Here is a 23,602-nt window from a genome sequence, read left to right on the forward strand (position 1 = left end):
AGACGATACGCAGGGCTAACCATAGGCGGGATAAACGATGTCCGAGGCTCCGCTGGTACCGGGGACGGTGGCCGAACACACCATCTGCCTGCTGGTCAAACTCGGACAGGTGGCATTCAGGATCGCCGAGGACGGCCTCAGCGCCACCGGCCTGCGCGTGCGCCACTACAGCGTCCTGCAGGCCCTGGCCGACAACGGGGCCATGCCGCAGCTGGCGCTCGGCTCGTTCCTGCGCATCGACCCGGCGACGATGGTGACGAGTCTCGACGACCTGGAGCGGGCCGGATACGCCGAGCGGACACGCGATCCGCAGGACCGACGCCGCTACGCCGTCAACATCACCGACGACGGGCGCAAGGTCCTCGCCGACCTCAACCGCACACTCGCCGGCCTCGACACCGAAATCCTCCCCGACCTCGGCACCACTGAGCGGCACTCGCTGCACGCCCTGTTGAGCAGCCTTGCCGAGAGTCCCGCTCTCACCGCCATGTTCGACGCCATCCGCGAGCAGAGCGGCGCGAAGAGGGCTTGACGTGCTCCCCGGCCCAGGCCGTGGGGTGAGGTGACAGCTGCGGCGTAGGAGCGGACAGCTCCGCTTCCGCCGGGTACGGATGGTCGTGGGCGGTCCTGGCGGGAACACCGGCAGGTCGTGAACGGCGTGTTGTGGCGGTTGCGGACCGGAGCGCCCGGCAACACGGCCGGGTGCAGATACCTCTTGCCCGGTCACAGCCCGGGGAGTCCGCCTGTGGCCCGAGAGGCCGATGGAGCCGACCGTAGCGATCCTGCCGCTCTTCGACGAGGAGCTCTCCCAGCCAGTCGCCGACCCGACCATCGATGGTAAGTGGATCGACTTGCCTTAAGGACGGTGCGGGAGTTACCTTCCGATGGTGAGTCCATCGACTTACCTTACTTCTCGGCAAGGAACAGGCACCATGAATCGTCTTGCGGGCAAGCGTGCCCTCATCACCGGCGGCACGAGCGGGATCGGTCTGGAGACCGCCCGACGTTTCCTCGCGGAGGGGGCCGACGTACTGGTCACCGGCGTGACCCCCGCCAGCATCGACAGGGCCCGGCAGGTCCTCGGGGACAAGGTGCCCGTCATGCATGCCGACGCCCGCGATCTCGATGCGCAGCGCACCCTGGCCAAGCAGGTGGGTGAGCACTTCGGGAAACTGGACGTGGCGTTCCTGAACGCGGGCGTCTCGGACTGGCGGCCCTTCGAGGACCACACGGAGGACAGCTACGACCGGCTCTTCGACATCAACGTCAAGAGCGTCTTCTTCCTCACCCAGGCCCTGGTGCCCGTGCTGGCCGACCCGTCCTCGGTCATCCTCAACGCGTCCAGCAGCGCGCACGGCGGATACGGGAACTCGAACGCCTACGCCGCGACGAAGGCGGCCGTCGGCTCCCTGATGCGCTCGTGGAACGCGGACCTGCTCAAGTCGCACGGCATCCGCTTCAACGCGGTCAGCCCCGGCCCGGTGGACACCCCGCTGTACGCCAAGCTCGGGATCGAGGACCCCGCGGTGCAGGCGGCGGTCCTGGAGCGGATCAGCGCCGGCATCCCGCTGGGCCGCATGGGTCTGCCGGAGGAGGTCGCGGAAGCCGTCGTGTACCTGGCCTCCGACGCCGCCGCCTTCGCGGTGGGCCAGGACCTTATCCTGGACGGCGGCCAGACCGTCCTCTGACAGCGAGGACGCGGCCGGGAAACGGGCGAGGGGCGAGGGCATGGCGGTGGCGGAACGAGCGGAAACCGGTGGCGAAGCGAGCCAGGCCGGGTATCACGCGCAGATCAAAGCGGAGAACCGCGCCCGCATCATCCGCGCCGCCCGCGACCTCTTCCTCGCCCGGGGATACGACAAGACCTCCCTCGCCCAGATCGCCAAGGAGGCCCGCGTCTCCACCGGCACCCTCTTCAAGCGGTACCCCACCAAGGCGGCGCTGTTCGCGGCCGTCACCTCCGAACAGTGGCAGCTGGACGTGGAGTACGCCGCGCCGCCGCCGCCCGGCGACCCCCGGTACGGTCTGGACCACATCGGCCGCGACTACGCCTGCCTGGTCGCGCGGCCGGGCACGGCGGCGCTGTGCCGCCTCATCATCACCGAGCTGCCTCAGATGCCGGAACTCGCCGACATCGTCGGCACCGGCTTCGCCATCGACCGTGGCCCGTTCTTCGACCGGCTCCGCGACTACCTGGAGGCCGAGGCGCAGGCGGGCACACTCGACTTCCGTTCGGCCGACGGACAGCCGCTGTCGGCATCCGAAGTGGCCGAACAGTTCCTCGGCATGATCTGCAGCCAGTTCCTGTGGCCCCAACTCGTACGGACCGACTTCGTCCCGCCCAACCCGACCGACGCCGCGATTGTGGACGAAGCGGTCGCCCTCATGCTCAGCCGCTACGGCACCGGATCCTGAACCCCGGACCTCCGGTTCACGCCGCAAGGACTTCGACACGTCGCCCTACCGTCGAGGTGGGAGGCAGATACGGCCGCCGGTCGCGGCAGCACGCCTCCGCGAAAGCGTCACCGGCGGCGGCATCCGCCACCGCTCGCCGCGCGGGGAACCGATGGAGGCGGCCGTACGGCCCACCGTCTCGGCGGTCTCCGGAACGTCGGCCAGTGCCGCGGCGTGGTGCTCTGTGCCCGCTCAGCCGTCATCGACGGCAGGCCGGCGCCCCGTCGGCTTCGTGTACTCCGGCCTCGGCGGCACCGAGCCTGAGAGTGGCGAGGCCCAAGGCGGCGACCGGGCCGTGCTGTCGCGGGCTACGGCGATCACCAAGGAACGGCCGTCGGGATCCGGTTCGCCCTGTGATCGTGGGAGCCGCTCGGACCGCCGCGCGCCAGCGTGGCCCGTACCTTCGGGCTTGGCCGCCGACGGCGTCAACGCCCGCCGTTGACCTGACCCGGGGCACGGCAGGGCGGCCCGCCTCGGGCACCATGGCCTGTCGTCAGCGTGCCACCTCTTCTCGATCGAGGTCGCGGACCAGGTCGATGGCCCGGCCCAGGGTGGCGAGCCGGGCGTCAAGAGTCTCGCCGGCGGGGTAGAAGCGGACGGTGTCGACACCGACGTCGCGCCACACACGCAGTCGCTCACGCACCATGTCCTCGGTTCCGATCAGCGTCGTCGCCAGCACCATCTCGTCGGTGATCAGACCGGCCGCGCCGTCCCGGTCCCCGGCCTGCCAGCGGGTCCGGACCTCGGCCGCGACCTCGGCCCAACCCTGGCGGCTGTAGGCGTTGTTGTAGAAGTTCGTGGTCGCCGAGCCCATGCCGCCGAGGCTGAAGGCCAGCTCCTTCTTGCGCCCGGCCACCATCATGCGCAGGTCGTCCTCGTCCTCCGCGAAGGCGACCTCGGCGCCCTGGCAGATGTCGAGGTCGGCGCGTGTACGGCCGGCGTTGGCAAGGCCCCGGTCCAGGTGGTCGAAGTACGCCTCTTTGGCGCCTTCGGGGACGAAACTGGTGCCCAGCCAGCCGTCGGCGATCTCACCGGTCAGGTTCAGCATCTTGGGCGAGAGAGTGGCCAGGTAGACGGGGATGTCGTGCTCAGCGCGCATGGACAGACGCATGGGCCTCGCCTCCCCGTCGGGCAGCGGGATCTGGAATTCACGGCCGGAGTGGGAGACCTTCTCCCCCGAGGCGGCCTGTCGCACGATCTCGACGGTCTCGCGCATCCGGGACAGCGGCCGGTCGAATGGCACGCCGTGCAGCCCTTCGATCACCTGCGGTCCGGAGGGGCCAAGGCCGAGGAGGAAGCGCCCCTGGGAGATCTGCGACAGCGTGATCGCGGCGCGTGCGATGGCCGTCGGTGTGCGGGTGCCGAGCTGGATGATTCCCGATCCGAGAAGCATGCGCTCCGTCTTCGCGGCGAGATAGCCCAACGGAGAGGGCGCCTCGGAGCCCCATGCCTCCGCCACCCAGCAGATGTCGAGACCGAGCCTCTCCGCCTCGGTGACGTAGTCGACGATCTCCCGCCAGTCGCCGCCGGAGGCTTCGATCGTGGTGGACGTACGCATCACAGACTCGCCTCCCCCGAGGTCCGGGGGCTCTCGGCCAGCTTCTTGACCTCTTCGAGGGTGACGGTCATGTTGGCCTCGAACTCCCGCATGCGCACGAAGACGATCTTCTGCTCCTTCTCCGGCATGCGTTCGATGGCGAAGGAGAGCCCCGAGGGGGCCGGCCCCATCTGCATCCATTCCCGCAGCACCGTGCCCCCGTCCTGTGGCTCCAACGTGAACCGCCAGATCGCCGACGGGTACTGCGGATCCTCTACCGCCCAGGCGAGCCGCTTCGGCGGCTCCCACTCGACGATGTGGGACGTGGTGGCCCACTCCCCGAACGCTTCGTGCTTGCTCCGGCCGACGAACCGGGCTCCCAGAGCGGGCCCGCAGCCGTCCAGCCATTCCACCGACTGCAACTCGGAACTCATGCGTGGCATCAGTTCGATGTCGGACACCAGCCTCCACACCTGAGCCGGTGGTGCGGCGATCCAGGTGTGGACCTCAACCGTCGGTTTGTCCGCGTAGCGTGCGCCCGTCCACTCCATGAACCCGCAGCCCCTCTGTCGCCAAGAGCGCTCGGATGAGCGTCTGACCAGTAAAGTTGCGTAGATAGACTCACTTGTCAAGGGTGACCTGCCGCGCAGGACACTGCCCGGTCAGCCCGTGAACCGGGCCCGTACATCCGGGCGTTCGGCCAAGTGCGGTGGGTAGCCGGGGCCCATTTGGGGGTGGGTGTTGTCCAGGGTCATGGGATCACCGCAGGCGGCGCACACCACCTCGGCATGCGTCTCCTGCCCGCACGTGTCGTGACGCATCGTCACCGGCGGGCCTGCTTCGCCGGAGAGCCAGCGGTCCCCCCACCGGTTCATCACCAGCAGCACGCCGTAGAAGTCGCGCCCCTTCTCGGTGAGCACGTAGTCATGGCGGACCGGCTCCGTCTGGTAGGGCCGCTTCTCCAGCAGCCCCTCCTCCACCAGCCGGCGCAGCCGGTCCGTCAGCGTGTTGCGGGCGATCCCCAGCGACTCCTGGAACGCGTCGAACCGCCGGATCCCGTAGAACGCCTCACGCAGCACCAGCGGCGTCCACCAGTCCCCGAGCAGGTCCATGGTGCGTGCGATCGAGCAGGGCCACTGCGCAAAGGATGTCCGTCTCATGACGGCCAGCATAGGTTCGTCCAGTCGTGAGACCCAGCAGGTGAACGGAACAACGACCGGTGCGCGGTCTCTTGTGCTCCATCAATAACGAAGTTATGTTGCCGCCATGAAACGTGACTTGCTGGGCAAGAACCTGGTTGTTACCGGAGCGGCACGCGGCATCGGCGAGAAGGTGGCCCGCCTGGCCGCCGCCCGAGGGGCCCGGGTGACCGTGATCGGCCTCGAAGCCGACCGGCTGCGCGCCCTCGCCGACGAGCTGGGTCCCGGCGCCGCCTGGCGTGAGGCCGATGTGCGCGACGGGGCTGCTCTGCGGTCGGCGATCGACGAGGCCGCCGACGTCATGGGCGGCGTCGACCTCGTGGTCGCCAACGCCGGCGTCGTGGCGTACGGGACGGTGCGGCAGACGGACGAGGCGTCGTTCGAGCGGGTGCTGGACATCAACCTGAACGGTGTGTTCCGCACCCTCAAGTACGCGACGCCGCACCTGGAGCGCAGCCGTGGCCATGTGCTGGTCGTGGCGTCCGCGCTGTCGTTCATGCCGCTGGCCGCGATGGCCTCCTACGGCGCGAGCAAGGCCGGGGCCGAGCTGCTCGCTCTGACCTACCGACAGGAGGTGGCCCACCTCGGAGTCACGGTCGGCGTGGTGCACCCCTCATGGATCGACACGGACCTCGTGCGAGGCGCCGAGGCGGACCTCCCCTCGTTCCAGGACCTGCGCACGCGACTCCCCTATCCGGGCAATGTCACCACGAGCTCCGACCGGGCGGCGGCCGCGATCGTCGACGGGCTCGTGCGCCGACGCAGCCGCGTGTATGTCCCGCGTGCGGTCGTCGTGGCCAACTGGGCCAAGGCGGCGCTGAATTCACCGCTGGCCTGGCCCTGGGCGAGGCGCTTCGCGGCCCGGGCGGTGCCGTCCCTCGAACGCGAGGTCGCGGCACTGGGGAGGCAGGACCAGGTGACGCCGGGCGCAGATGCCCCCGCCACGGAGACCAGGTCGTCCTAGAGCCGGGCAGCGCCCAACCGCCCGGCTTCTCAGCGGCCTTGGACGATCGAGTCGTACAGGCGCGCGCCGGCCTCGTGGGAGGCTTCGGCCCGTTCGCGCTCGTCACCGAGTCCGACAGTGAAGTTCACACCCATCGGCACGAGCACCTGCGCCACGGCGTCGTCGAACTCGACGAAGTGCTCAGCCAGTTCAAGGGTGATGTAACCGTGCACGTAACTCCACAGCTGGGCGGCGATGGCCTCGGGTTCCTGACGGTCGATCCTGCCGGAGCGCACGAGCCGTTCGCACGCCGCGGTGACATGAGCGTGGGCTTCCCGAAAGGCGTGGGAATGCCCGCTCAGGCGACGGTCCGTATCCGGCAGCGGCCGGTATGTCGCCCGAGTGGAGAGACCGAACATCAGGTCATACAGGTGAGGGTTCTCCCGGGCCTGCCGACGGCAGGTCAAGGCCATGGCGAAGAGATCCGCGATCGGGTCCTCCGTCACCGGCACCCGGCCGAACGCCGCGCCGAGTTCCTTGAACCCGTGGTCGGCGACAGCCCTCATCAGCTCGGGGATCCCGCCGAAGTGGCTGTAGACCACCATCGTCGACAGTCCGCTCGCGGACGCCACCGCGCGCACCTTCAGAGCCGACGGACCCTGCTCGGCCAGCAAGCCGACGGCCGCCTGCACGAGTCGCTCCGGTGCGTCATCGAGCCTCGCCCGCCCTGCCATGTTCCGTACGCCTCCACCGTTGACATACCAGAAATAACTTGGTTATGTAATTCTTCACGGCAATAGTACACATCGTGTGTGACCTGCCGTCTCGGATACACGCGTCCGCTCTCGGACACGTCATCACGCGCTGGTCCAGTCTCCTGCCGCCCGTGCGGGCACAGCGTGTCGGGCCGAACCCGACCTCATCGCTGCGACATGCATCCGCGGCCGTTTCCACGCATTTTCCCTCCTCATGAACTCAGCACGGGAGCAGAACTCATGCCGTACAAAGACAAGGGCCGTCTCACGGTCGAAGATCGCGGGGCCGTTCTGATCGCGCGGGTCGACGGCGGCCCGCTCCAGGAGTTCGGCCTCGACATCGCCCAGCAGCTGGAGAAGCTGGTGGCCCGAGCCGACCGTGATCCGAACATCCGTGCCGTCGTCTTCACCGGGGCACATCCCGAGCGGTTCGTCAGCCATGCCGCGGTCCGGTGGCTGCAGGAAGAGGGCGCCGCGAGCCCTACGGTCGGCCGGCTCGCTGCCTCAGCCGTCGTCCGCCTGGCCAAGCACGTGGACCGGTCCCGCCTCCTCGGGTCCGTGATGCGCAGAACCCCGATGCGCGGGGCCCTGCAGCTGGAACGCCTGCACAGGACCTTCCTGCGGATGAACGCCAGCGGTGTGCTCTACGTCGCCGCCCTCAACGGTTCCGCCCTCGGCCTCGGCGCGGAGTTCGCCTGGGCGTGCGATCTGCGGGTCATGGCCGACGGGGGCTTCTTCATCGGCCAGCCGGAGATCCTCCTCGGCATCATCCCGGGCGGCGGCGGCACCCAGCGGCTGACCCGCCTGATCGGCACCCACCGGTCCCTGGCCGCGATCCTCGAAGGCAAGCCGTTCACGCCCGAAGAGGCCCTCGCCAACGGGGCGGTGGACAAGGTCGTCGCGCAGGACAAGGTGGTCGCGCAGGCGGTCGAGCTCGCCGAGCACTTCGGGAAGCGGTCGAAGGGGTCGGTCGCGGCCGCCAAGAGGTCGGTGTACTTCGGCGGCTCGATGTCACTGGAGGACGGTCTGCACGTCGAACGCGCCGAGTTCTTCGCCCAGGTCATGTCGGAGGAAGGCCAGCGGCTGATGCTCGACTACCAGGCCACGACCGCCGCCACCGGCGAACTCCCGCTCTACACACCGGGCACCTACGCACGAGCCCTCGCCTCGGGCAGCGTGCCGGGCCGTCGCTCGACGAGCGGGCGGTGAACCGACGATGACCACTCAGCAGTCCTTCACCCGTCACGACATCACGTTCCCTTCCGGCGACAGCACCTGCGCCGGCTGGCTCTACCTCCCCACGGGCGTCACCTCTCCGCCCGTCGTCATCCTCGGGCACGGCCTCGGCGCCGTCCGCGAGATGCGCCTGGACGCCTTCGCCGAGCGCTTCGCGCAGGCCGGCATCGCCGCGGTGGCCTTCACCTACCGCCACTTCGGCGACAGCGGCGGCCACCCTCGCCAGCTCCTGTCGATCAAGCGTCAGCTCGCCGACTGGGACGCCGCCATCGCCTACGTCACGGCCCGCACGGACGTCGACCGCACCCGTATCGCCGTATGGGGCAGCTCGTTCGGCGGCGGCCATGCCATCACCGTCGCCTCCCGCCACCCCGAACTGCGCGCGGCAATATCGCAATGCCCCTTCACCGACGGTCTCGCCTCCGCGCTCGCGCTGGGCCCTGCCGCCTCACTCAAGGTCCTCCCCGTGGTCGCCCGCGACCTGGCGGCCAGAGGCCGCGGAAAGCCGCCCGTGATGGTGCCGATCGCCGCCACCCCCGGCTCGTCGGCCCTCATGAACGCCCCGGACGCCCTGCCCGGATACCAGGCGCTCCAGCCTCCGGGAACGACGTTCCGCAACGAGGTGGCGGCGCGGGTCATCCCGACCATCCTCACCTACCGGCCCGGGCGCGCGGCCAGGAAGATCGCCATGCCGATCCTCTTCTGCGTCAGCGACACCGACTCCGTCACGCCTCCCGCCCAGACCCTCCGCTACGCGCGCACCGCACCCAAGGGAGAGATCAAGAGGTACGAGGCCGGCCACTTCGACTTCTACACCGGCGAGACCTTCGAAGTACTGGTGCGCGACCAGATCGAGTTCCTCACCCGCCAGCTGAAGCCGGCAGCCGCAGCGTCAGCTCCGTGACCGGACCGCATCACACCCAGACAGGTACGCCCTCGCCATGAATTTCGCATCTCTGCCCGACCGCCGCGCGTCCCTCGACCCAGACGGGGCCGCGGTCTCGGACGGCCGCCAGGCCCTCACCAACGTCCAGTTGCTGCGTCGCGTCCAGGCGGCGACCCGTCACCTCCAGGATCTCGGGATCGGCCCCGGCGATGTCGTGGCTCTCAAGCTCACCAATCGCGTGGAGTTCGTGCTTCTGCTGTTCGCCTCCTGGCGGCTCGGCGCCACCATCACGCCGGTCAACCCGAGCATGACCGACGTCGAAGTGGCCCGTCAGCTCAAGGACTCCCGCGCACGTCTTCTGGTGAGCGAGGACGGCGAGGCCGCGGTGGCGGACGGGACCGCCGTTCTCGCCGTCGGCGAACTGCGCGACGACGCGGCGGCGGAGCCGGATGAGGCCCCCCTCCCGGACCCGTCCACGCTGGCCCTGCTCATCTACACCAGCGGCACGACCGGGGTTCCCAAGGGGGTGATGCTCGATCACGCCAACATCGACGCCATGGCGGACATGGGGCGTCAGGCGCTGGAAGTCGGTCCGGCCGACCGGTGTCTGCTGATCCTGCCGCTCTTCCACGTCAACGGCATCGTGGTCAGCACCCTCGTACCGTTGCTGGCGGGCGCGAGCGTCACCATCGCCGACCGGTTCAATCCCCAGACGTTCTTCGACGTGGTCGAGCGCGAGCGCCCCACGTTCTTCAGCGCCGTACCGACGATCTACAGCATGCTCGCGGCGCTTCCGGACCAGGTCCGCCCCGACACGTCGTCCCTGCGCTTCGGAGTCTGCGGCGCGGCACCCGCCTCCGCCGAACTGCTCACCCGGTTCGAGGCCCGTTACGGGTTCCCGCTCGTCGAGGGGTACGGGCTGTCCGAGGGAACCTGCGGCTCCACCATCAATCCGGTCGCGGGCCCTCGACGCGCCGGAACCGTGGGACTGCCCTTCCCCGGCCAGGAGATCCGGATCGTCGACGCCGACGGCAGCGAGGTACCACCGGGCGCGGACGGAGAGGTCGTCGTACGGGGCCCCAACGTCATGCGGGGCTATCTCGGCCGCCCGGAGGAGACAGCCAAGGTCATCGTCGACCGCTGGCTGCACACCGGCGACGTGGGCCGGCTCGACGCCGACGGATACCTGACCCTGGTCGGACGCTCGAAAGACATGATCATCCGTGGCGGGGAGAACATCTACCCCAAGGAGATCGAGGACGTCCTCGTCGGTGACCCGTCGGTGCTCGAGGCCGCCGTGATCGGCGTCCCCGACGAGAAATGGGGAGAGGTCGTCGTCGCCTACGTCCAGCCCCGACCGGGTTCGGCCGTCGATCCATCGGCACTGCAGTCCCGCTGCGCGCGCAGCCTCACCGGCTTCAAGCGCCCGACCGCGTTCTTCGTGGTGGATGCCATCCCGAAGAACCCGGTCGGCAAGATCGACAAGGTTTCGCTGCGCGCTGCTCACGCCGAGGTCTCCGCGCGGTCCTGACCTCCACGGAGGGCACTTGGGCTGTCTCCGGTGGCGGCCCTCAGCTCCGTGCCAGGGACCGAGTCCAGATCCGGGACCCCGGTGCGTGAGGGCTTCGCGTCGTTCGGGGCCGAGTACCGGAGCGGGGCACCTGCCGGTCGCCGGTGCCTCGCTCCGGTACTCAGGTGACCTCGACATGCTGCTGAACAGCTCGCCCAAGCGCGCTGTCACCGGATTCGACCGCACCGCCGTCACCATCGACCGGGACAAGAGGCAGGCCACCTACCCGCGTGGGAACGCCGGCACCTGGTGAAACCCCCGCCAACCGGCGCGGCACCATCGCGATCGCGGTGACTCTCGACAACGAGACCTGCTCCCTCTCCCCCGGCCCGTGACCAGGGCACCCGCTCGAGATCCGGCGGCCGTTCGCGCTCCCCCTCGACCACGCCCGAGCCCAGCAGACCGACGAGCAGCGGCGCGCCGAATACGCCGCCCGCGCTGGTGTCGGGGAAACCATCCACCAGGCCGTCCCGGTCACCGGCATGGGGCGCGACCGCTACCACGGCCTACGAAAGACGCACCTCAAGCAGTCTGCTCACCAAGTCCGAACCGTCACACGGCATCATTCAGGCATGATCACCATTCATCTGAAGTACGAGATCGACGCCGACAGGCTTGCGGATTTCGAGGAATACGGCCGCCGCTGGGTCCGGCTCGTCAACCGTTTCGGAGGGACGCATCACGGCTACTTCCTGCCGAGCGAAGGCGACAGCGACATCGCCTACGCCCTCTTCTCCTTTCCCAGCCTGGCCACGTACGAGCAGTACCGCACCGACAGCATGTCCGACCCGGAGTGCCAGGAAGCGTTCCAGCTGGCGCGTGACACCCGCTGCATCAAGCGGTACGAGCGCCGCTTCCTCCGACCGCTCGACGGTCTGTCCTAGGCCGACTGGAGGTGCGCAGCACCCCCCTCCCCCGGCCGCGTGGCTGTCGGCAGGGCTGAGATGACGGCCGTGGTGGTCGGGTTCGCGGTCTCGGTGTGACGCGTCGCGGCGAACAGCAGGCGCAGGATCGACCGGTCCTGGATGGGCGTCGTACGGATTCCGGATACGGCAGGGTCGATGGCTGTCCGGAGGACGAGCGCGGTGGCGAGGCCGGCCGGTGCCAGGGCGAGCCGGGCGGCGTTGTCGGCGGGGACGTAGCGGGGCGTGGGTGTGAAGCCTGCCTTGTGGCAGGCGTGCAGAATGTTTCCTGGTCGCGGTCCGATGCCCCTGAGTGTGGTGTCAGGCAGGTGGTGGTACCGCTCCCCCAGCAGCACGCCCCGCTCGTACGAATCCCGGCATCCGTCACTGGGACGCGCTTCTATCCGGGGCCTCTGCGGAGGCACCAATGCAAGATCACCGCTCGGATCGGCCGGGTCGTCGAGGACCACGATCACCAGGTGCTTGGACTGCCCTCAAGTCTGGAAGGAGGGGCGCCCGGAGGCGCCAGAATCGAGGCGGCTCTCCACGCGATCGTGGCTGCCCGCCATCTCATTCAGCAGGTCGCACATGGAGTCGAATTGCCCGGTGTACCGGTCCTGGAGCGGGCGCAAAAGAACTTGGCGATTGCGGGCGGGTACGTCGCCACCACTTGGACCACCGAGCTGTCCCAACGCGTCGACCGGCGCCCCCGTTAGGGATCGGCTCCGCAGGATCCTCGTCTTCAGCGCCATCGCACGCCGTCTCGGCATGGGCCTCGACGCCGTCGGCCGAGGAGGGGCAATTTTCAGGGCTGTCCTCGCTGGTCATCGAAGGCGAAGTCAACGAGGCCAGCGGGTCGTGGTGCGGACACGCACTCCGCAGGACACTGCGGTCTGTCCGGTGTACGGGCGCGTCGGCGGGGCGAGTGCACGGCTCTCACTGGCGGACGGTGGACGACCCAACTGACCCCCGGAATCGTGGGCTTCGCCCGCTCCTGACATCGCACGCCGACAATGCCGACAGGCTCACGCGTTGGATCGCCCAAGTCCGCACGCTCCGTCACCACCGAGAGCGAGACAGGGCCGTTGAATTGACGCACCCTGTTTCGATGGTGTTCGAAAGGATGGCTGGTATCCACGGGCGGCGCCTACGGTGTGCCGCAACGGGGGACGACCACAGCGAGTTGCTTCGGTCGGCCGAGTGACAGGTCCTCACCGGCGTCTGCTCGAACCGGCGTCACGGTGGGGCCCAGGCAGGGAGACTCCTAGCGGACGAACCCGAGGTCGGCCTCGACGTGGTCGAAGCGGCACACCCGGGCCACACATCGCGCGGGATCGGCGTCGGCCAAGCCTCACCGATCACGCGTGCTACCCCTCAGCGCCTTTCGAAGAGGCCTCAAAAAGGATCCGATGACATTGATAAGGCGCTTCGACCACGTCGGCATCACCGTTGCTGACCTCGACGCCGTGACTGCGTTCTTCGTCAGCCTCGGGTTGGAGGCCGATCGGAAAATGGCCGTCGAAGGCGAGTTCCTGGACACGGTGATCGGCATGACCGGCGCCCGCACCGAGATCGTCATGCTGCGGGTGCCCGGTGGAGGTACGACACTGGAACTCTCGAGCTTCGCACGGCCGAAGCACCTGCCTGGTTCGCCTGCCGCACCGGCCAACGAGCTCGGCCTGCGCAACATCGCCTTCGAAGTGCACGACCTCCAAGCCGCGGTCGACCATGCCGCACTCGACGGCTACGGCCTGGTGGGAGGCATCGGCGAATACGAGGGCGTGTGGCGGATGGCCTACGTCCGCGGTCCCGAAGGAATCATCGTCTCGTTGGCCGAGCGCATCCAGAAATAAGGAGACAACATGAGCACGGCGGTGACCGACGAACAAATCCGGGCTCTGGCCGCGACCGCGAAGCCCTACAGCCTGGCGATCCTTCAGTGGGGGCCGGAGCGGGCCATGTACGGCGCGGACGCAATCGAACTCGAACACCGACGGCGCATGGTGGCGCTGCGTGCTGACGGGGTGATCGCGATCCTGTGCCCGGTCACGTCCGACACCGTGGCCGGCGTCGCCATCATGACGGTGCCGGCTGAGGAAGCCGAAAAGATCATGGCCGGGGACCCCTGTGTGCGAGCCGGGATGATGCGCTGCGAGGTTCACCCGTGTCACGGCTTCCCGGGAGACGCCCTCCCCGTATGAACGGTCCCGGTCAATCCTTCCATTCGACATGCGGCGTCGGCCAGTCCATGTCGCAAGGCGCCGACCGATGATGCGACTCACCGGTCAGGCGGGTGAGCCAGGACCCGAAGCCCACACATGAGAAGACGCGCCCGCTACGAAGATCCCAACCCGTTGGTGATCTTCGAGTGGAAACTCGCCCGCGCCTCTCCCCCGCACCGCCGACTCCTCGGCCGCCGTCGTCTCCGCATGCACTGCCCTGTCCACGGTGGGCTCAGTCGGTATCGCCGGCGGGAGGGTCCTGCCAGCCGGGCAGAGTCAGCTCGTCGTCGCGAAGCGACCAGAGCGGCTGCTGCCGGGACGGCGGTCCGGCAAGGACCCGCAATTGCTGCGGGCGGTATTCGTCGCGCGCGTCCTCAACAGTGAAGCCCGCCGAGGCCAACACCGCGGCCATCGCCTGCTTCATCGCCGCTCCGATCGCGCTGGAATGCCGCAGGACCGGTTCGTCCAATTGCTTCAGCGCGAACGCGCGACGCGCGCAGGCCCGCAGACGAGGGCTTGCCTGCCAGGCCACGAACACGCCGCCCGCCGCGTCGGCACCGTCGTCGATGTCCACCTCGACGCCACCGGCCAGGACCGAGTCCAGGCCAGGGGCGAGCACGGGAAGGCCAGCGGCCGCCAGCTCGTTGCGGACCTTATAGGCGAGAACTTCCAAGGCCGCGGACTCTTCACTACCCACTCGTTCGAACACTTGCTCAATCTAGCCAACCGCAGACACGGACCCCTTGACCACGGCCACCCAAAACCGCATGCGCCCAGGCCCAGGTCAGCCAGCCGGCTGCCCTGGCTTCGCGGACGTGTTGCAGGATCACGCCCATCGGCGGGTCACAGATCGCGACAGGCTGCGCAGACCCGTTCCGCCCTGGACAGAGACGATCCACGCTCTTCTGCGCCATCTGGATGCGGTGAGTTCCCCTGCGCTCTGGGAGGCTTGGGGATCGATGCTGCGCGACACACATTCGGCAGCGAGGCGGACGACACCGGTCAGCTGAATCCAGGCGTCCGGGGTATCCGCCTGGACATGCTTGCTTTGGTTTCCTACCGCTCGTACCACGCCCCAACGACCGTGTGGGCCTTCGTCGTTGCCATCCTCATCGTGCTGGTGACCGCTTGGTACGTCCGACACCGAAGGTAGGTCGCCGAACCGCCGCCGCGCAGCCAGTTCGTCCTCTGGGAGAAGCGGCACTTTGAGCACCCCGGCGACTGCTTGCCGCTCCGAATTTCTTGGACCGCTCGCCCGACTCACCGTCGGCGGGCCGGGCCACAGGTGACTCGGACGTCGGAATCAGTGCCGGGCGAACTGCACTTGCGTCGCCTGTACGACGTTCGGCAGTACCGCGAGGCCGCTCACGGTCAGCTGTTCCCCGTAGATGTCCGTGACTCTGATCGCCTTGCCGCAGCCACTGCCGTCGGCGGAGACGAAGTAGTTGAAGCTCGTGCGGGGCAGGGACCGCCAGCCGCTTCCGGTTCTCACTTCCAACCGTGCGACCGGGTTGCGGTGACCGATCACCTGGATGCCACACCAGTAGGCGCTGGATCCTGTCTTGTAGCGGATGGACATCGTGCCGATCGAGCCGGGACTCACCAGGCTCCAGGTGATGGGGAGCCGGCCGACCTTGAGGTCGGCGAGCTTGGCGAAGGCCTGTTGGCTCAGATCGATCTGCCCCGGAGCGCAGGGCAGCGGACACTCGTTGGTGATCCGTACCGTGATCGACTTGCCGTTGGACGCGCGGACGAGGACATACGCGCCGCAGGCCCTGGAAGTCTCGTAGTCCGTGGTGTTCATGGCCGCGATCATCATGTCCGGGCTCGCACCGAACAGACACGCCCCGTCCCCGACACCGGCCTCGTAGGCAGTCGCGACGCCTTTGTAGGAGGTGTTGGGACGAATCCTCCCGTCCGAGGGGGTCGTGGTGGATGTGCGAGAGGACTTCTGGGTGCGTTTCGGCGACGCCTTTGGCGTCTTGGGGGTCGCTGTCGTCTTCGGTGTGGCGGAGCCGGTCGCGCTCGTGCTCGCACTGGCGGACGGGCTTGGAGTCGTAGACCCAGACGTTGTGCCCTCGGAGCCAGTGGCCTTCGGTTGAGTGGTGACAAACGGGGTGGCCGCGGACGGCCCCGCATCGGCCTTGTGACCGGGGAGTATCGCCATGAGCAGGTAAGCGAGTACGCCCGTGACGGTCAGCGCCGCTGCGGCGCCCAGGACGAGTCTGCGTCTGCGCCTGCGCTGCCGCGCGACCTGCCGAGTTGTCATGATTGCCTGTCCGATCGGGGTTGAGTCGATGGTGCAGCCGGTAGTTGCCGCCCCGCCGGAAAAGGTTGCCGACGAAATTGCGCCGCCTGTGCGGCGGCCGCCGACGGGTACAACTCGGGCATCGCGGATGGCTCCGTGAGGGTGCGGGGGCCAGCACCGTCGCGCCCGTCGGCGCACGATGCCGACCGAGGCAGCTGTCCGTGGCGGCTCCGGGAACCGGGCGCAGGCCGGCACCGCCTCGACGGCCGTCGAGCGCAAGCGCCGGCTACTGCCTCCCTTCAAGCGGCCCGTCTGTCTCAGAACCGCCGCCAACGCCTCCGTAGCGGGCAGTCGCGAAGGCCCGCCACATCGGTGATCAGGACACGGGCTGAAGCGTCCACAGCAGGTTGGTGCTGGTGGTCCACGTCCATTGCTTCGTCACGGAGCCGGAGGCCACCTGGCCGCCACCGTCGAGCACAAGTCCCGTACTGCGGTTGGCGATCGAGTACCGGCCGTTGCCGCGGTCGGTGATCTGCCACTGCTGGTTGGGGCCGCCGTTCCAGGCCGCTTGCCGGGCGGGAGAGCCGTTGTCGGTCGAGCCCCAGCCGTCGGCGACCATGCCGTTGGTGCGGTTGACCAGCCGGTAGTAGCCGGTGCCGAGGTCGATGGCCTGCCACTGGAGGTTGGTGCTGTCGACCGGGGTCCACTGCTTGAGGTTGGAGCCGCTGGCGACATTGCCACCGCTGTCCAGGGCCAGACCGTCCGTGACGTTGACGAGCCGGAAGTAGGTGGCCGGATTGAATGTCACCTTGAGCGAGACGATGGCGTCGTTGTTGCCGGTTGTGCGCAGGTCGGGGGTGTCGGCGGTGAAGTTCCAGGACGTGCCGGTGAAGTTGTCGCCGGAGTAGCCCGTCACCCGGTAGCCCCGGGGCACCCGCAGCGAGGAGATGGACGATGGCCCCACCCCCGCAGCCGTCAGCTGGGAGGAGGTGTAGCTGCCCAGCGTCAGCACCGCGCCCGCCGCGGCGTAATCCACGTCCTTGAACGCCGTCACCCGGCCCGCGCCGACGGACGTCGGGACGCCACTGACCTCCACGCACACCACGGAGTCGTTGGGGTCCGGCGCACCGGACGGTACGGAGACACTGATCTGGTCGCCGCTGACGGTGTAACTCAGCGAGGACGACGGGTTGTTCATGAGATAGACGCGGCTGATCGTGTTCGTGAGCGCCGGGATCTGCAGCACACCGCCCGCGGGCCAGGCGAAGACATGGGCGTACAGCTTGCCGTCCTTCTTGGTGGCCGTGCCCCAGGTGGGGTCGGTGCCGTAGGGGCTCGCCGTGGCTCCGTGCACGCTGTCGCCGTACGTCGCCATCCAGGAGGCCAGGCCCTGAAGTACGGTCACGGACCCGGCGGTGACCGAGCCGTCGCCCTTGGGACCGATGTTCAGCAGGAAGTTGCCGTCCCGCGAGACGCAGGTGACGAGCTCCTGGACGAAATCCTTCACGGGTCGGTAGGAGTTCTCCTGGCCCCCGTTGTAGCCCCAGGCGCCGTTCATGGTGTCGCACCGCTCCCACTGGCGCTCCAACGGTGCGGCGGGGACACCGAACTCCGCGACCGCGTAGTCGCCGAGCCCCAGGTCCCGCTTGACCCGTTCGTTGACGACGAGTTGGGGCTTGCGGGCGATCAGCCAGTTGTAGAGGTCCACGCCGTCCGACTTGAGCCACCAGTCCTGGAGCGTGGGGCTGGAGGGCTCGCCGAACCAGTCGCCGTCGAACCACAGGAGCGCCGGGTCGTAGCGGTCCAGCAGTTCCTGCAACTGGGCCTTCATGTCGGCGATGTAGCTCGTGCGGGCGGCCTGGGATGCCATGGTGGTGACGCCACCGCTCCGAATCGTCTGGGAGGGATGGTTCCAGTCCAGGATCGAGTAGTAGAGCCCGAACTTCACGCCTCTCGCCTCGCACTCGGTCTTGAGTGCCGCCAGGAGATCTCCCTGGACGCCGGCGTAGTCGTGCAGGTTGTACAGCTTGGTGCCGGTGGTGTCGGTGAAGCTGGGGACGTCGGAGTTCCACATGGCGAAGCCCTCGTGGTGCTTGGCCGTGATCACCAGGTACTTCATACCGGCGTCCGCCGCCAACTGGGCGATGGCCGCCGCGTTGAAGGCCGTGGGGTTGAACTTTTGCGACACCTGCGTCTGGTAGGCGGACTTGGACCAGTTCTCCGCGGAGAAGGCCCATTCACCGTGGCCGAGGTAGGAGTAGGAGCCGAAGTGGATGAACATGCCGAATCGGGCCTGGTACCACCAGTCCATCTTGGACGGGACGGTGTAGGCCTGAGCGGGTGCAGCCCAGAGGGCCTGAGGCAGTCCGAAGGCCACGACGCCTCCGGCGAGCGCGGCAGCTTTGATCAGGGAACGTCTGCTCAGGTGCGCAGAGGACATGGTGCGGCTCCTGGATCCGGGAGGCGTGACGGGAGGGGCAGGACGCATGCAAGGACGTCAGGTCCGCCGGCGCCCCGGTGCGTTTCGCATGCCAGCGCCGCCGGTGACATCGGATGAATTTATAAGGGCTGCTCGCGTTCCCGTCTAGAGCAGAAGCGATAGTTCATCAATGAGCCCTGGTCAAAGGAGACTTACTCGCCATCACCCTGGTCCAGACTTGAGGGAGCAGCGGACGACTTCCAACATTGCTCGGATCTATGTTTCCCGTCAGTCGGCACAGCAAGAGGCGGCTTCTGCGGCAGCCCTCTGATCGGCAGCCTTCAGAACACCGCCTGAACAGCGCCGCAGGCTGCGTCCCTCGGGAGGACGAGCGCGGTGGCGGTAGTCGAGGGGAGAGGGGTGGTGTGCTGGTAGAAGGCGGCGATGTCGGCTGCCGCGGCGACGACGAGTTGTTCGGCCTGGCGGTTGCAAACCTCATCCGCCCGATGCTGATCTCGACAGAGCCCACCAACCAGCCAATGAAGGCAGTGCGGTGGATCAGCTGCGGTGCCACGCCGGTGCGGTCACTTCCAGTCGTTGTTCGATGGCGCCGTCGCTGTCGGCTCCGTTTCTTGGGCGGCCGCTTGCTTGTGCTCGACGAGAGCCGTGGTACCGGCTACCACCGCGGAAAGAGCCACGGCGGTGGACAGCATGACGGAGGTACGGCTGACGTCGCGCCGCAGGCCCGCTGCCAGGAAAGCGGCGGCATCGACCGAGTCCATGACGATGTTCACCGCAAGAAACCGCTGCTGCTGGGGCCGGGTGAAACTGTCCATCCGTTGCAGCCCAAGTCCGAGAGCAGCGTTGCGGATCGCGAACATCCGCGCATAAGGGATCGCAGGGGTACCGCTGGCCGTGAGCTGGGAAAACCGCGCGGCCAGCCGCGGGGTGAACAAGTGAGTGGCCGCGACGATGAAGCGCCCGGTCGTCAGCGCTCTGCGGGAAGGAACCAAGTGGATGGGGAACTTGGACGTGGAGAATCCTTTCAATCCGGAACGGGCGGGTCAGTTGTTCAGGAGGTGGCGGGTCAGGAGTTCGGCTTGGTCCGCAACGACGGCGTCGAACGCCGGCATGCCGCTCATCCTGGGACGCCCCAACTCGCTACCGGGGCCTGCGGAAAACGCGCATCGGGCACGTCCTGACCGCACCGGCCCGCAACGTCAAGGGTTTCCTGTGGGGTTCAGAGCCCGGCGACGACGCGTCGCAGTGTGCCCGGCGCGATGCGCAGCATGGCGGGCATGACTTTCGTCTGACCGGGGAATGCCATGTCCCGCCCCCGCCGAAGAGCCTTCATCGTGACCGCCGCCACCTGCTCGGGCGTCAGTTTCTTCCCCGTGGCTTCGGCGTTCATGGGCGTGTCCGTGGACGGCGGGAGGACTTCGAGGACATGGGTGCCCTTCGGGGCGAGTTGACGGCGCAAGCCGTCCGCAAAGCCGTGCAGGCCGGCCTTCACCGCGCCGTGGGTAGGCGCGCGAGTGGGCGAGACCAAAGCGAACCCCGAGGTGATGAATACGATCGAGTCGGGCTCCGGCCATCGCTCGAGCACTTCACCTGTCAGGTGGATGGGGGCGGTGAGGTTCAACGCCACCTCGGCATCGAGAGTCGCATTGGGGTTGTTGCCGGTGCCGGCCGCATAGTCTCGCTCCTCGAACGTACCGGCGTTGTTGACCAGCACGTCCAGACGCCCGAAGCGATCAGCGATCACCTGGAGCAACGCTGCCCGGTCGGCTGGGTTCGTCACATCTGCCCGCACGGCCAGCGCCTGCGGGTGTGCCTGCGCGAATCGGTCAAGCGCAGCCTGCGAACGTCCGCAGACGACGACAGACGCCCCGAGCTCCACGAAGGATTGCGCGAGGCTCAAGCCGATGCCTGAGGTTCCACCAGTGATGAGTACGGTCTGTGACACGATGCCACCTCTCCGTATAGCGTACCGATTGGTACGAAACACGCTAGCACATCCGTACCGATCGGTACCGAAGGCGTAGGATGAAGAAATGCCCTCGACGACACCGGTCCCTCCTGGCAGGCCTCGCGCGTTCGACATCGACGAGGCCGTCGATCGTGCAGTCCTGGTGTTCTGGTCAAAGGGTTTCGAGGGTGCCAGCCTTGACGACCTCACCGATGCGATGGGTATCAGCCGCCCCGGCCTGTACAGGGCGTTCGGCAGCAAAGAAGACCTCTTCTACAAGGCGCTGGAGCGGTACACCGAGGGCTTGACCGCCTACTTCGGCCGAGCTCTGGCAGAGCCCACAAGTGCAGCAGTGGCTACCGCCGTGCTCCACGGGACGGTCGAGGCGGCAACCATGCCGGGATTGCCCGCGGGCTGTCTCGGCGTGCAGGGTGCGTTGGCCACCGGGGACGACAGCCGCCCCGTCCGAGACGCACTCATCGCATGGCGTGAGGACGGGATAGCCCACTTGACGCGCCGGTTTCAACAGGCAGTGGACGCCGGTGACCTTCCGCCTTCGGCAGATCCTCGTCTCCTCGCGCTCTACCTGAGAACAGTCGCCAATGGGATTGCCGTCCAGGCCGCGAGTGGTAGTTCCCGCCCGGAGTTGCTGCAAGTCGCGGACCTCGCGTTGGGCAGCTGGCCAAAGGCGTAGTCAGCCAGCGGGATGCCGACACCGCGACGGGCGCTGGCGAGGCGGCGTGTGCCGGGGCCGAGGCTCGCAGTCAACTGCCGATGATCAACTGTTCGTCAAGCCGTGCGTGCCGGCGGCATCCCGGCTCCCGTCCTTGTCGCGTCGGTGCCCCAGCTGGCCAGCAGTCGTAGTGCCTGCGCGGACGGGGAGTTGGGTTCGGCGTGGTACGTCGCCAGCGTCTGTTCGTGGTCATCGGCCAGATGGAACGACTCGAGGCGGAGCTCGAGTTCGCCGACGAGCGGGTGGTGCAGGCGCTGGATGCCGTGGCACTTGTCCTTGATGTCGTGGGTGGCCCACAGCCGCCGGAACTCCGCACTCTTCACAGAGAGTTCGCCCACCAGCGCGGACAGCCGGGGGTCATCCGGGTGGGAGCCGGCGTCCAGGCGCAGCTGAGCGACGACGTCGTTCGCTTTCTGCTCCCAGTCCACGAACAGGTCGCGGTACTCGGGCCTGAGGAACACCAGCCGCGCCCAGTTCCGCTCGTGCGCGGGCAGCTCGGCCCAGTCGCCGAAGACCGCCGCGGCCATTCGGTTCCAGGCGAGGAGATCCCCCCGCCGGCCCACGAGTATCGCCGGGCCGCCTTCCATGGTGTCCAGCAGCGTCCGCAGGTGGCCGCGCACCTGCTGGGTGCGGCCGGTCGGCTTCCTCCTGTGCTGTTTCGGCTTCGCCAGGTGTGTGAGGTGGGCGCGCTCGGCGTCGCTCAGCCTCAGTGCGCGGGCGATGGCGTCGAGAACCTCCGCCGACACGTACCGCCCGTTTCCCTGCTCCAGGCGCGTGTAGTACCCCACCGACACCCCGGCCAGCTGCGCCAGCTCCTCGCGGCGCAGCCCCGGCACCCGCCGGTGCCGTCCGTAGTCCGGCAGGCCCACGTCCTCCGGCTTCAGCCGGGCCCGCCGGGTGCGCAGGAACTCGCTGAGTTCGGCACGCGGGTCCAGAGCGCCGTCGGCCGACTCGTGCACCGGCTCGCGGTATTCGTCCATGCCTTCGAGTATCCCCGGTCGGACGTTCATCAGCCTGCACCAGTCAGTGGTAGGCACAGCGGATGTACACAAAGCCGTGACCTGGGTGAATCCCGGAGCGTCCAGCACGCTGGCCACTGTGCCCGGCTGGAAGGCAGCCGGGGCGTGGCTTGCATCAGGAACGGAGCACACCCCATGACCGCAACACAGGGGACCGAGTCGAGGACGCACCAGAGCGAAACGGCCGCGGAGGTGGTCGGCCGTCTTCGGGCGACGTTCAACACCGGCGTCACCCGCGGACTGGACTGGCGCGTCAACCAGCTGCAGCGGCTGCGGGCCCTGCTGGTCGAAAACGAGCAGGAGCTGATCGAGGCGCTCTGGGCGGACCTGAGGAAGAACCCCGCCGAGGCGAAGACGCAGGAGATCGACTTCACCGTCGCCGACATCGACGAGACGCTGGCCCATCTCGAGAGCTGGCTCCAGCCTCGCCCGGTGGAGGTCCCGGCCCACTTCGGTCCCACGACAACGGCCTACACCACGTACGACCCGCTCGGCGTCGTCCTGGTGATCGCTCCGTGGAACTTCCCGCTGCACCTTCTCATCGACCCCATCATCGGCGCCCTGGCCGCCGGGAACACCGTGGTGGCCAAGCCGAGCGAGATCTCGGTGCACACCTCGGCGGTCGCCTCACGCCTCCTGCGCGAGTACTTCGACCCTGACGTGCTCACCGTGGTCGAGGGAGGCGCCGAGGAGACCACGGCCCTCCTGGCACAGCGTTTCGACCACATCTTCTACACCGGCAACGGCACCGTCGGCCGGATCGTCATGGCCGCGGCCGCCAAGAACCTCACCCCCGTCACGCTCGAACTCGGAGGCAAGTCACCGGTCTTCGTGGCACCCGACGCCGACTTGGACGAGACCGCCAAGCGGCTGGTCGGCGCCAAGTTCGGCAACGCGGGCCAGCAGTGCGTAGCCCCCGACTACGTGCTGGCCGATCCTGCCACCGCCGCCGCACTGGTCCCCGCCCTGCGCGCGGCTATCGACGCCCAGTTCGGCACCAGCCCGCAGACCTCGGCCGACTTCGGCCGGATCATCAACGAGCGGCACTTCGACCGGCTCACCCGTCTGCTGACCTCCGGCCGGGCGGCGGTGGGAGGCCGGCACGACCGTGACGACCTGTTCATCGCACCGACCGTACTCACCGATGTCGACCCCGCAGCGCCGGTCATGCAGGAGGAGATCTTCGGTCCGATCCTCGCCGTCGTCGAAGTCGAAGACCTCGACGCCGCCATCGCCTTCATCAACGAACGCGACAAGCCCCTCGCCCTCTACGCCTTCACCTCCTCCGAGGACACCAAGGCGCGCCTGGTGAACGAGACGTCCTCCGGCGGCGTCGCCTGGGGCCAGCCGGTGATGCAACTGCTCATGACCAGCCTGCCGTTCGGCGGCGTCGGCGAAAGCGGCATGGGCCGCTACCACGGCCGGTACTCCCTCGAGACGTTCAGCCACCTCAAGGCGGTCGCGGACGTCCCGCTCAGCTAGCCTCGCGCGTTCTGCCGACACCACCCAC

At 68.2% G+C, this 23,602-nt stretch carries 24 protein-coding genes and 2 pseudogenes; 15 read left to right on the forward strand and 11 right to left on the reverse strand.

From position 1 onward, the window contains the following. Window positions 1-37 precede the first annotated feature (37 nt). From EJC51_RS02380 to EJC51_RS02395, 4 genes and pseudogenes are all read left to right on the forward strand, one after another. A complete protein-coding gene (locus EJC51_RS02380) occupies window positions 38-532 on the forward strand; it encodes a MarR family winged helix-turn-helix transcriptional regulator (protein ID WP_126269464.1) in 495 nt (164 codons plus the stop codon). 48 nt (window positions 533-580) lie between these two features. After that, a pseudogene (locus EJC51_RS48175) lies at window positions 581-712 on the forward strand (IS5/IS1182 family transposase); the annotation flags it as partial. A gap of 220 nt (window positions 713-932) precedes the next feature. After that, on the forward strand, window positions 933-1,688 hold the full coding sequence (locus EJC51_RS02390) for an SDR family oxidoreductase (protein ID WP_126269465.1): 756 nt from the start codon (window positions 933-935) through the stop codon (window positions 1,686-1,688). A 40-nt stretch (window positions 1,689-1,728) separates the two neighbouring features. After that, complete coding sequence (locus tag EJC51_RS02395; RefSeq protein ID WP_126269466.1) at window positions 1,729-2,415, forward strand: TetR/AcrR family transcriptional regulator; 687 nt, start codon at window positions 1,729-1,731, stop codon at window positions 2,413-2,415. Window positions 2,416-2,947: 532 nt separating this feature from the next. Here EJC51_RS02395 and EJC51_RS02400 read toward each other — a convergent pair. The 3 genes from EJC51_RS02400 to EJC51_RS02410 form a co-directional block, all read right to left on the reverse strand. Continuing rightward, complete coding sequence (locus EJC51_RS02400) at window positions 2,948-4,012, reverse strand: LLM class flavin-dependent oxidoreductase (protein WP_126269467.1); 1,065 nt, start codon at window positions 4,010-4,012, stop codon at window positions 2,948-2,950. Beyond that, a complete protein-coding gene (locus EJC51_RS02405) occupies window positions 4,012-4,542 on the reverse strand; it encodes an SRPBCC family protein (RefSeq protein ID WP_126269468.1) in 531 nt (176 codons plus the stop codon). Before EJC51_RS02405 ends, EJC51_RS02400 begins: the two co-directional genes overlap by 1 nt. A gap of 111 nt (window positions 4,543-4,653) precedes the next feature. Then, window positions 4,654-5,151: a winged helix-turn-helix transcriptional regulator gene (locus EJC51_RS02410; protein ID WP_126269469.1), complete on the reverse strand. Its 498-nt coding sequence runs from the start codon at window positions 5,149-5,151 to the stop codon at window positions 4,654-4,656. Between the two features lie 106 nt (window positions 5,152-5,257). On the opposite strand from EJC51_RS02410, the gene EJC51_RS02415 reads away from it, so the two are divergent. Beyond that, a complete protein-coding gene (locus EJC51_RS02415) occupies window positions 5,258-6,154 on the forward strand; it encodes a short-chain dehydrogenase/reductase (RefSeq protein ID WP_126269470.1) in 897 nt (298 codons plus the stop codon). Between the two features lie 29 nt (window positions 6,155-6,183). Here EJC51_RS02415 and EJC51_RS02420 read toward each other — a convergent pair whose 3' ends face one another. Then, window positions 6,184-6,867, reverse strand: coding sequence for a TetR/AcrR family transcriptional regulator (locus EJC51_RS02420; protein ID WP_126269471.1), 684 nt, complete (start codon window positions 6,865-6,867; stop codon window positions 6,184-6,186). A 261-nt stretch (window positions 6,868-7,128) separates the two neighbouring features. Here EJC51_RS02420 and EJC51_RS02425 point away from each other — a divergent pair, with 261 nt between their 5' ends. From EJC51_RS02425 to EJC51_RS02440, 4 genes are all read left to right on the forward strand, one after another. Further along, window positions 7,129-8,097: an enoyl-CoA hydratase/isomerase family protein gene (locus EJC51_RS02425; RefSeq protein ID WP_126269472.1), complete on the forward strand. Its 969-nt coding sequence runs from the start codon at window positions 7,129-7,131 to the stop codon at window positions 8,095-8,097. Between the two features lie 7 nt (window positions 8,098-8,104). Next, on the forward strand, window positions 8,105-9,028 hold the full coding sequence (locus EJC51_RS02430; protein ID WP_126269473.1) for an alpha/beta hydrolase: 924 nt from the start codon (window positions 8,105-8,107) through the stop codon (window positions 9,026-9,028). A 37-nt stretch (window positions 9,029-9,065) separates the two neighbouring features. Continuing rightward, the gene (locus tag EJC51_RS02435) at window positions 9,066-10,541 is read left to right on the forward strand and encodes a class I adenylate-forming enzyme family protein (RefSeq protein WP_126269474.1); all 1,476 of its coding nucleotides are present in this window, start codon (window positions 9,066-9,068) and stop codon (window positions 10,539-10,541) included. 611 nt (window positions 10,542-11,152) lie between these two features. Then, window positions 11,153-11,464, forward strand: coding sequence for an NIPSNAP family protein (locus EJC51_RS02440; RefSeq protein ID WP_126269475.1), 312 nt, complete (start codon window positions 11,153-11,155; stop codon window positions 11,462-11,464). On the opposite strand, the gene EJC51_RS02445 is transcribed toward EJC51_RS02440, so the two are convergent. Beyond that, on the reverse strand, window positions 11,461-11,838 hold the full coding sequence (locus EJC51_RS02445) for a LysR substrate-binding domain-containing protein (RefSeq protein WP_165951310.1): 378 nt from the start codon (window positions 11,836-11,838) through the stop codon (window positions 11,461-11,463). The genes EJC51_RS02440 and EJC51_RS02445 overlap by 4 nt on opposite strands. A gap of 455 nt (window positions 11,839-12,293) precedes the next feature. On the opposite strand from EJC51_RS02445, the pseudogene EJC51_RS48540 reads away from it, so the two are divergent. The 3 genes and pseudogenes from EJC51_RS48540 to EJC51_RS02460 form a co-directional block, all read left to right on the forward strand. Then, window positions 12,294-12,456 (forward strand): annotated as a pseudogene (locus EJC51_RS48540) (ISL3 family transposase); the annotation flags it as partial. Window positions 12,457-12,846: 390 nt separating this feature from the next. Next, window positions 12,847-13,335 carry a VOC family protein gene (locus EJC51_RS02455; protein WP_244362392.1) on the forward strand — a complete coding sequence of 163 codons (489 nt, stop codon included), beginning with the start codon at window positions 12,847-12,849 and terminating at the stop codon, window positions 13,333-13,335. Window positions 13,336-13,344: 9 nt separating this feature from the next. After that, the gene (locus EJC51_RS02460) at window positions 13,345-13,683 is read left to right on the forward strand and encodes a YciI family protein (RefSeq protein WP_126269477.1); all 339 of its coding nucleotides are present in this window, start codon (window positions 13,345-13,347) and stop codon (window positions 13,681-13,683) included. Between the two features lie 253 nt (window positions 13,684-13,936). Here EJC51_RS02460 and EJC51_RS02465 read toward each other — a convergent pair whose 3' ends face one another. Next, the gene (locus tag EJC51_RS02465) at window positions 13,937-14,413 is read right to left on the reverse strand and encodes a hypothetical protein (protein ID WP_126269478.1); all 477 of its coding nucleotides are present in this window, start codon (window positions 14,411-14,413) and stop codon (window positions 13,937-13,939) included. 594 nt (window positions 14,414-15,007) lie between these two features. Further along, on the reverse strand, window positions 15,008-15,613 hold the full coding sequence (locus EJC51_RS49370) for an expansin EXLX1 family cellulose-binding protein (protein ID WP_341870724.1): 606 nt from the start codon (window positions 15,611-15,613) through the stop codon (window positions 15,008-15,010). Here EJC51_RS49370 and EJC51_RS49375 point away from each other — a divergent pair. Further along, on the forward strand, window positions 15,603-15,806 hold the full coding sequence (locus EJC51_RS49375; protein ID WP_341870741.1) for a hypothetical protein: 204 nt from the start codon (window positions 15,603-15,605) through the stop codon (window positions 15,804-15,806). The genes EJC51_RS49370 and EJC51_RS49375 overlap by 11 nt on opposite strands. Before the next feature lie 522 nt (window positions 15,807-16,328). Here EJC51_RS49375 and EJC51_RS02475 read toward each other — a convergent pair. The 3 genes from EJC51_RS02475 to EJC51_RS02485 form a co-directional block, all read right to left on the reverse strand. Next, window positions 16,329-18,392 carry an alpha-L-fucosidase gene (locus tag EJC51_RS02475; protein WP_126269479.1) on the reverse strand — a complete coding sequence of 688 codons (2,064 nt, stop codon included), beginning with the start codon at window positions 18,390-18,392 and terminating at the stop codon, window positions 16,329-16,331. A 563-nt stretch (window positions 18,393-18,955) separates the two neighbouring features. Continuing rightward, window positions 18,956-19,420, reverse strand: coding sequence for a hypothetical protein (locus EJC51_RS02480; protein WP_207924870.1), 465 nt, complete (start codon window positions 19,418-19,420; stop codon window positions 18,956-18,958). 191 nt (window positions 19,421-19,611) lie between these two features. After that, window positions 19,612-20,337 (reverse strand): SDR family NAD(P)-dependent oxidoreductase, encoded by a 726-nt coding sequence (locus EJC51_RS02485; RefSeq protein ID WP_166682810.1) that lies wholly within the window; start codon window positions 20,335-20,337, stop codon window positions 19,612-19,614. Window positions 20,338-20,425: 88 nt separating this feature from the next. Between EJC51_RS02485 and EJC51_RS02490 the strand changes: the two genes are divergently transcribed. Further along, on the forward strand, window positions 20,426-21,034 hold the full coding sequence (locus tag EJC51_RS02490) for a TetR/AcrR family transcriptional regulator (RefSeq protein ID WP_126269481.1): 609 nt from the start codon (window positions 20,426-20,428) through the stop codon (window positions 21,032-21,034). A gap of 95 nt (window positions 21,035-21,129) precedes the next feature. On the opposite strand, the gene EJC51_RS02495 is transcribed toward EJC51_RS02490, so the two are convergent. Then, window positions 21,130-22,053 carry a helix-turn-helix domain-containing protein gene (locus EJC51_RS02495; RefSeq protein ID WP_126269482.1) on the reverse strand — a complete coding sequence of 308 codons (924 nt, stop codon included), beginning with the start codon at window positions 22,051-22,053 and terminating at the stop codon, window positions 21,130-21,132. Between the two features lie 174 nt (window positions 22,054-22,227). Here EJC51_RS02495 and EJC51_RS02500 point away from each other — a divergent pair, with 174 nt between their 5' ends. Continuing rightward, a complete protein-coding gene (locus EJC51_RS02500) occupies window positions 22,228-23,574 on the forward strand; it encodes an aldehyde dehydrogenase family protein (RefSeq protein ID WP_126269483.1) in 1,347 nt (448 codons plus the stop codon). The last annotated feature ends 28 nt before the right edge of the window (window positions 23,575-23,602 follow it).

The organism is Streptomyces aquilus (assembly GCF_003955715.1).
GTDB lineage: Bacteria > Actinomycetota > Actinomycetes > Streptomycetales > Streptomycetaceae > Streptomyces > Streptomyces aquilus.

What these genes read in the sequence shown, in the direction of transcription:
- EJC51_RS02390 (WP_126269465.1), top strand. Translation starts at nt 933, where the DNA reads ATGAATCGTCTTGCGGGCAAGCGTGCCCTCATCACCGGCGGCACGAGC.
- EJC51_RS02410 (WP_126269469.1), bottom strand. Translation starts at nt 5,151, where the DNA reads ATGAGACGGACATCCTTTGCGCAGTGGCCCTGCTCGATCGCACGCACC.
- EJC51_RS02405 (WP_126269468.1), bottom strand. Translation starts at nt 4,542, where the DNA reads ATGGAGTGGACGGGCGCACGCTACGCGGACAAACCGACGGTTGAGGTC.
- EJC51_RS02490 (WP_126269481.1), top strand. Translation starts at nt 20,426, where the DNA reads ATGCCCTCGACGACACCGGTCCCTCCTGGCAGGCCTCGCGCGTTCGAC.
- EJC51_RS02420 (WP_126269471.1), bottom strand. Translation starts at nt 6,867, where the DNA reads ATGGCAGGGCGGGCGAGGCTCGATGACGCACCGGAGCGACTCGTGCAG.
- EJC51_RS02460 (WP_126269477.1), top strand. Translation starts at nt 13,345, where the DNA reads ATGAGCACGGCGGTGACCGACGAACAAATCCGGGCTCTGGCCGCGACC.
- EJC51_RS02475 (WP_126269479.1), bottom strand. Translation starts at nt 18,392, where the DNA reads ATGTCCTCTGCGCACCTGAGCAGACGTTCCCTGATCAAAGCTGCCGCG.
- EJC51_RS02400 (WP_126269467.1), bottom strand. Translation starts at nt 4,012, where the DNA reads ATGCGTACGTCCACCACGATCGAAGCCTCCGGCGGCGACTGGCGGGAG.
- EJC51_RS02430 (WP_126269473.1), top strand. Translation starts at nt 8,105, where the DNA reads ATGACCACTCAGCAGTCCTTCACCCGTCACGACATCACGTTCCCTTCC.
- EJC51_RS02500 (WP_126269483.1), top strand. Translation starts at nt 22,228, where the DNA reads ATGACCGCAACACAGGGGACCGAGTCGAGGACGCACCAGAGCGAAACG.
- EJC51_RS02395 (WP_126269466.1), top strand. Translation starts at nt 1,729, where the DNA reads ATGGCGGTGGCGGAACGAGCGGAAACCGGTGGCGAAGCGAGCCAGGCC.
- EJC51_RS02495 (WP_126269482.1), bottom strand. Translation starts at nt 22,053, where the DNA reads ATGGACGAATACCGCGAGCCGGTGCACGAGTCGGCCGACGGCGCTCTG.
- EJC51_RS02435 (WP_126269474.1), top strand. Translation starts at nt 9,066, where the DNA reads ATGAATTTCGCATCTCTGCCCGACCGCCGCGCGTCCCTCGACCCAGAC.
- EJC51_RS02440 (WP_126269475.1), top strand. Translation starts at nt 11,153, where the DNA reads ATGATCACCATTCATCTGAAGTACGAGATCGACGCCGACAGGCTTGCG.
- EJC51_RS02415 (WP_126269470.1), top strand. Translation starts at nt 5,258, where the DNA reads ATGAAACGTGACTTGCTGGGCAAGAACCTGGTTGTTACCGGAGCGGCA.
- EJC51_RS02425 (WP_126269472.1), top strand. Translation starts at nt 7,129, where the DNA reads ATGCCGTACAAAGACAAGGGCCGTCTCACGGTCGAAGATCGCGGGGCC.
- EJC51_RS02380 (WP_126269464.1), top strand. Translation starts at nt 38, where the DNA reads ATGTCCGAGGCTCCGCTGGTACCGGGGACGGTGGCCGAACACACCATC.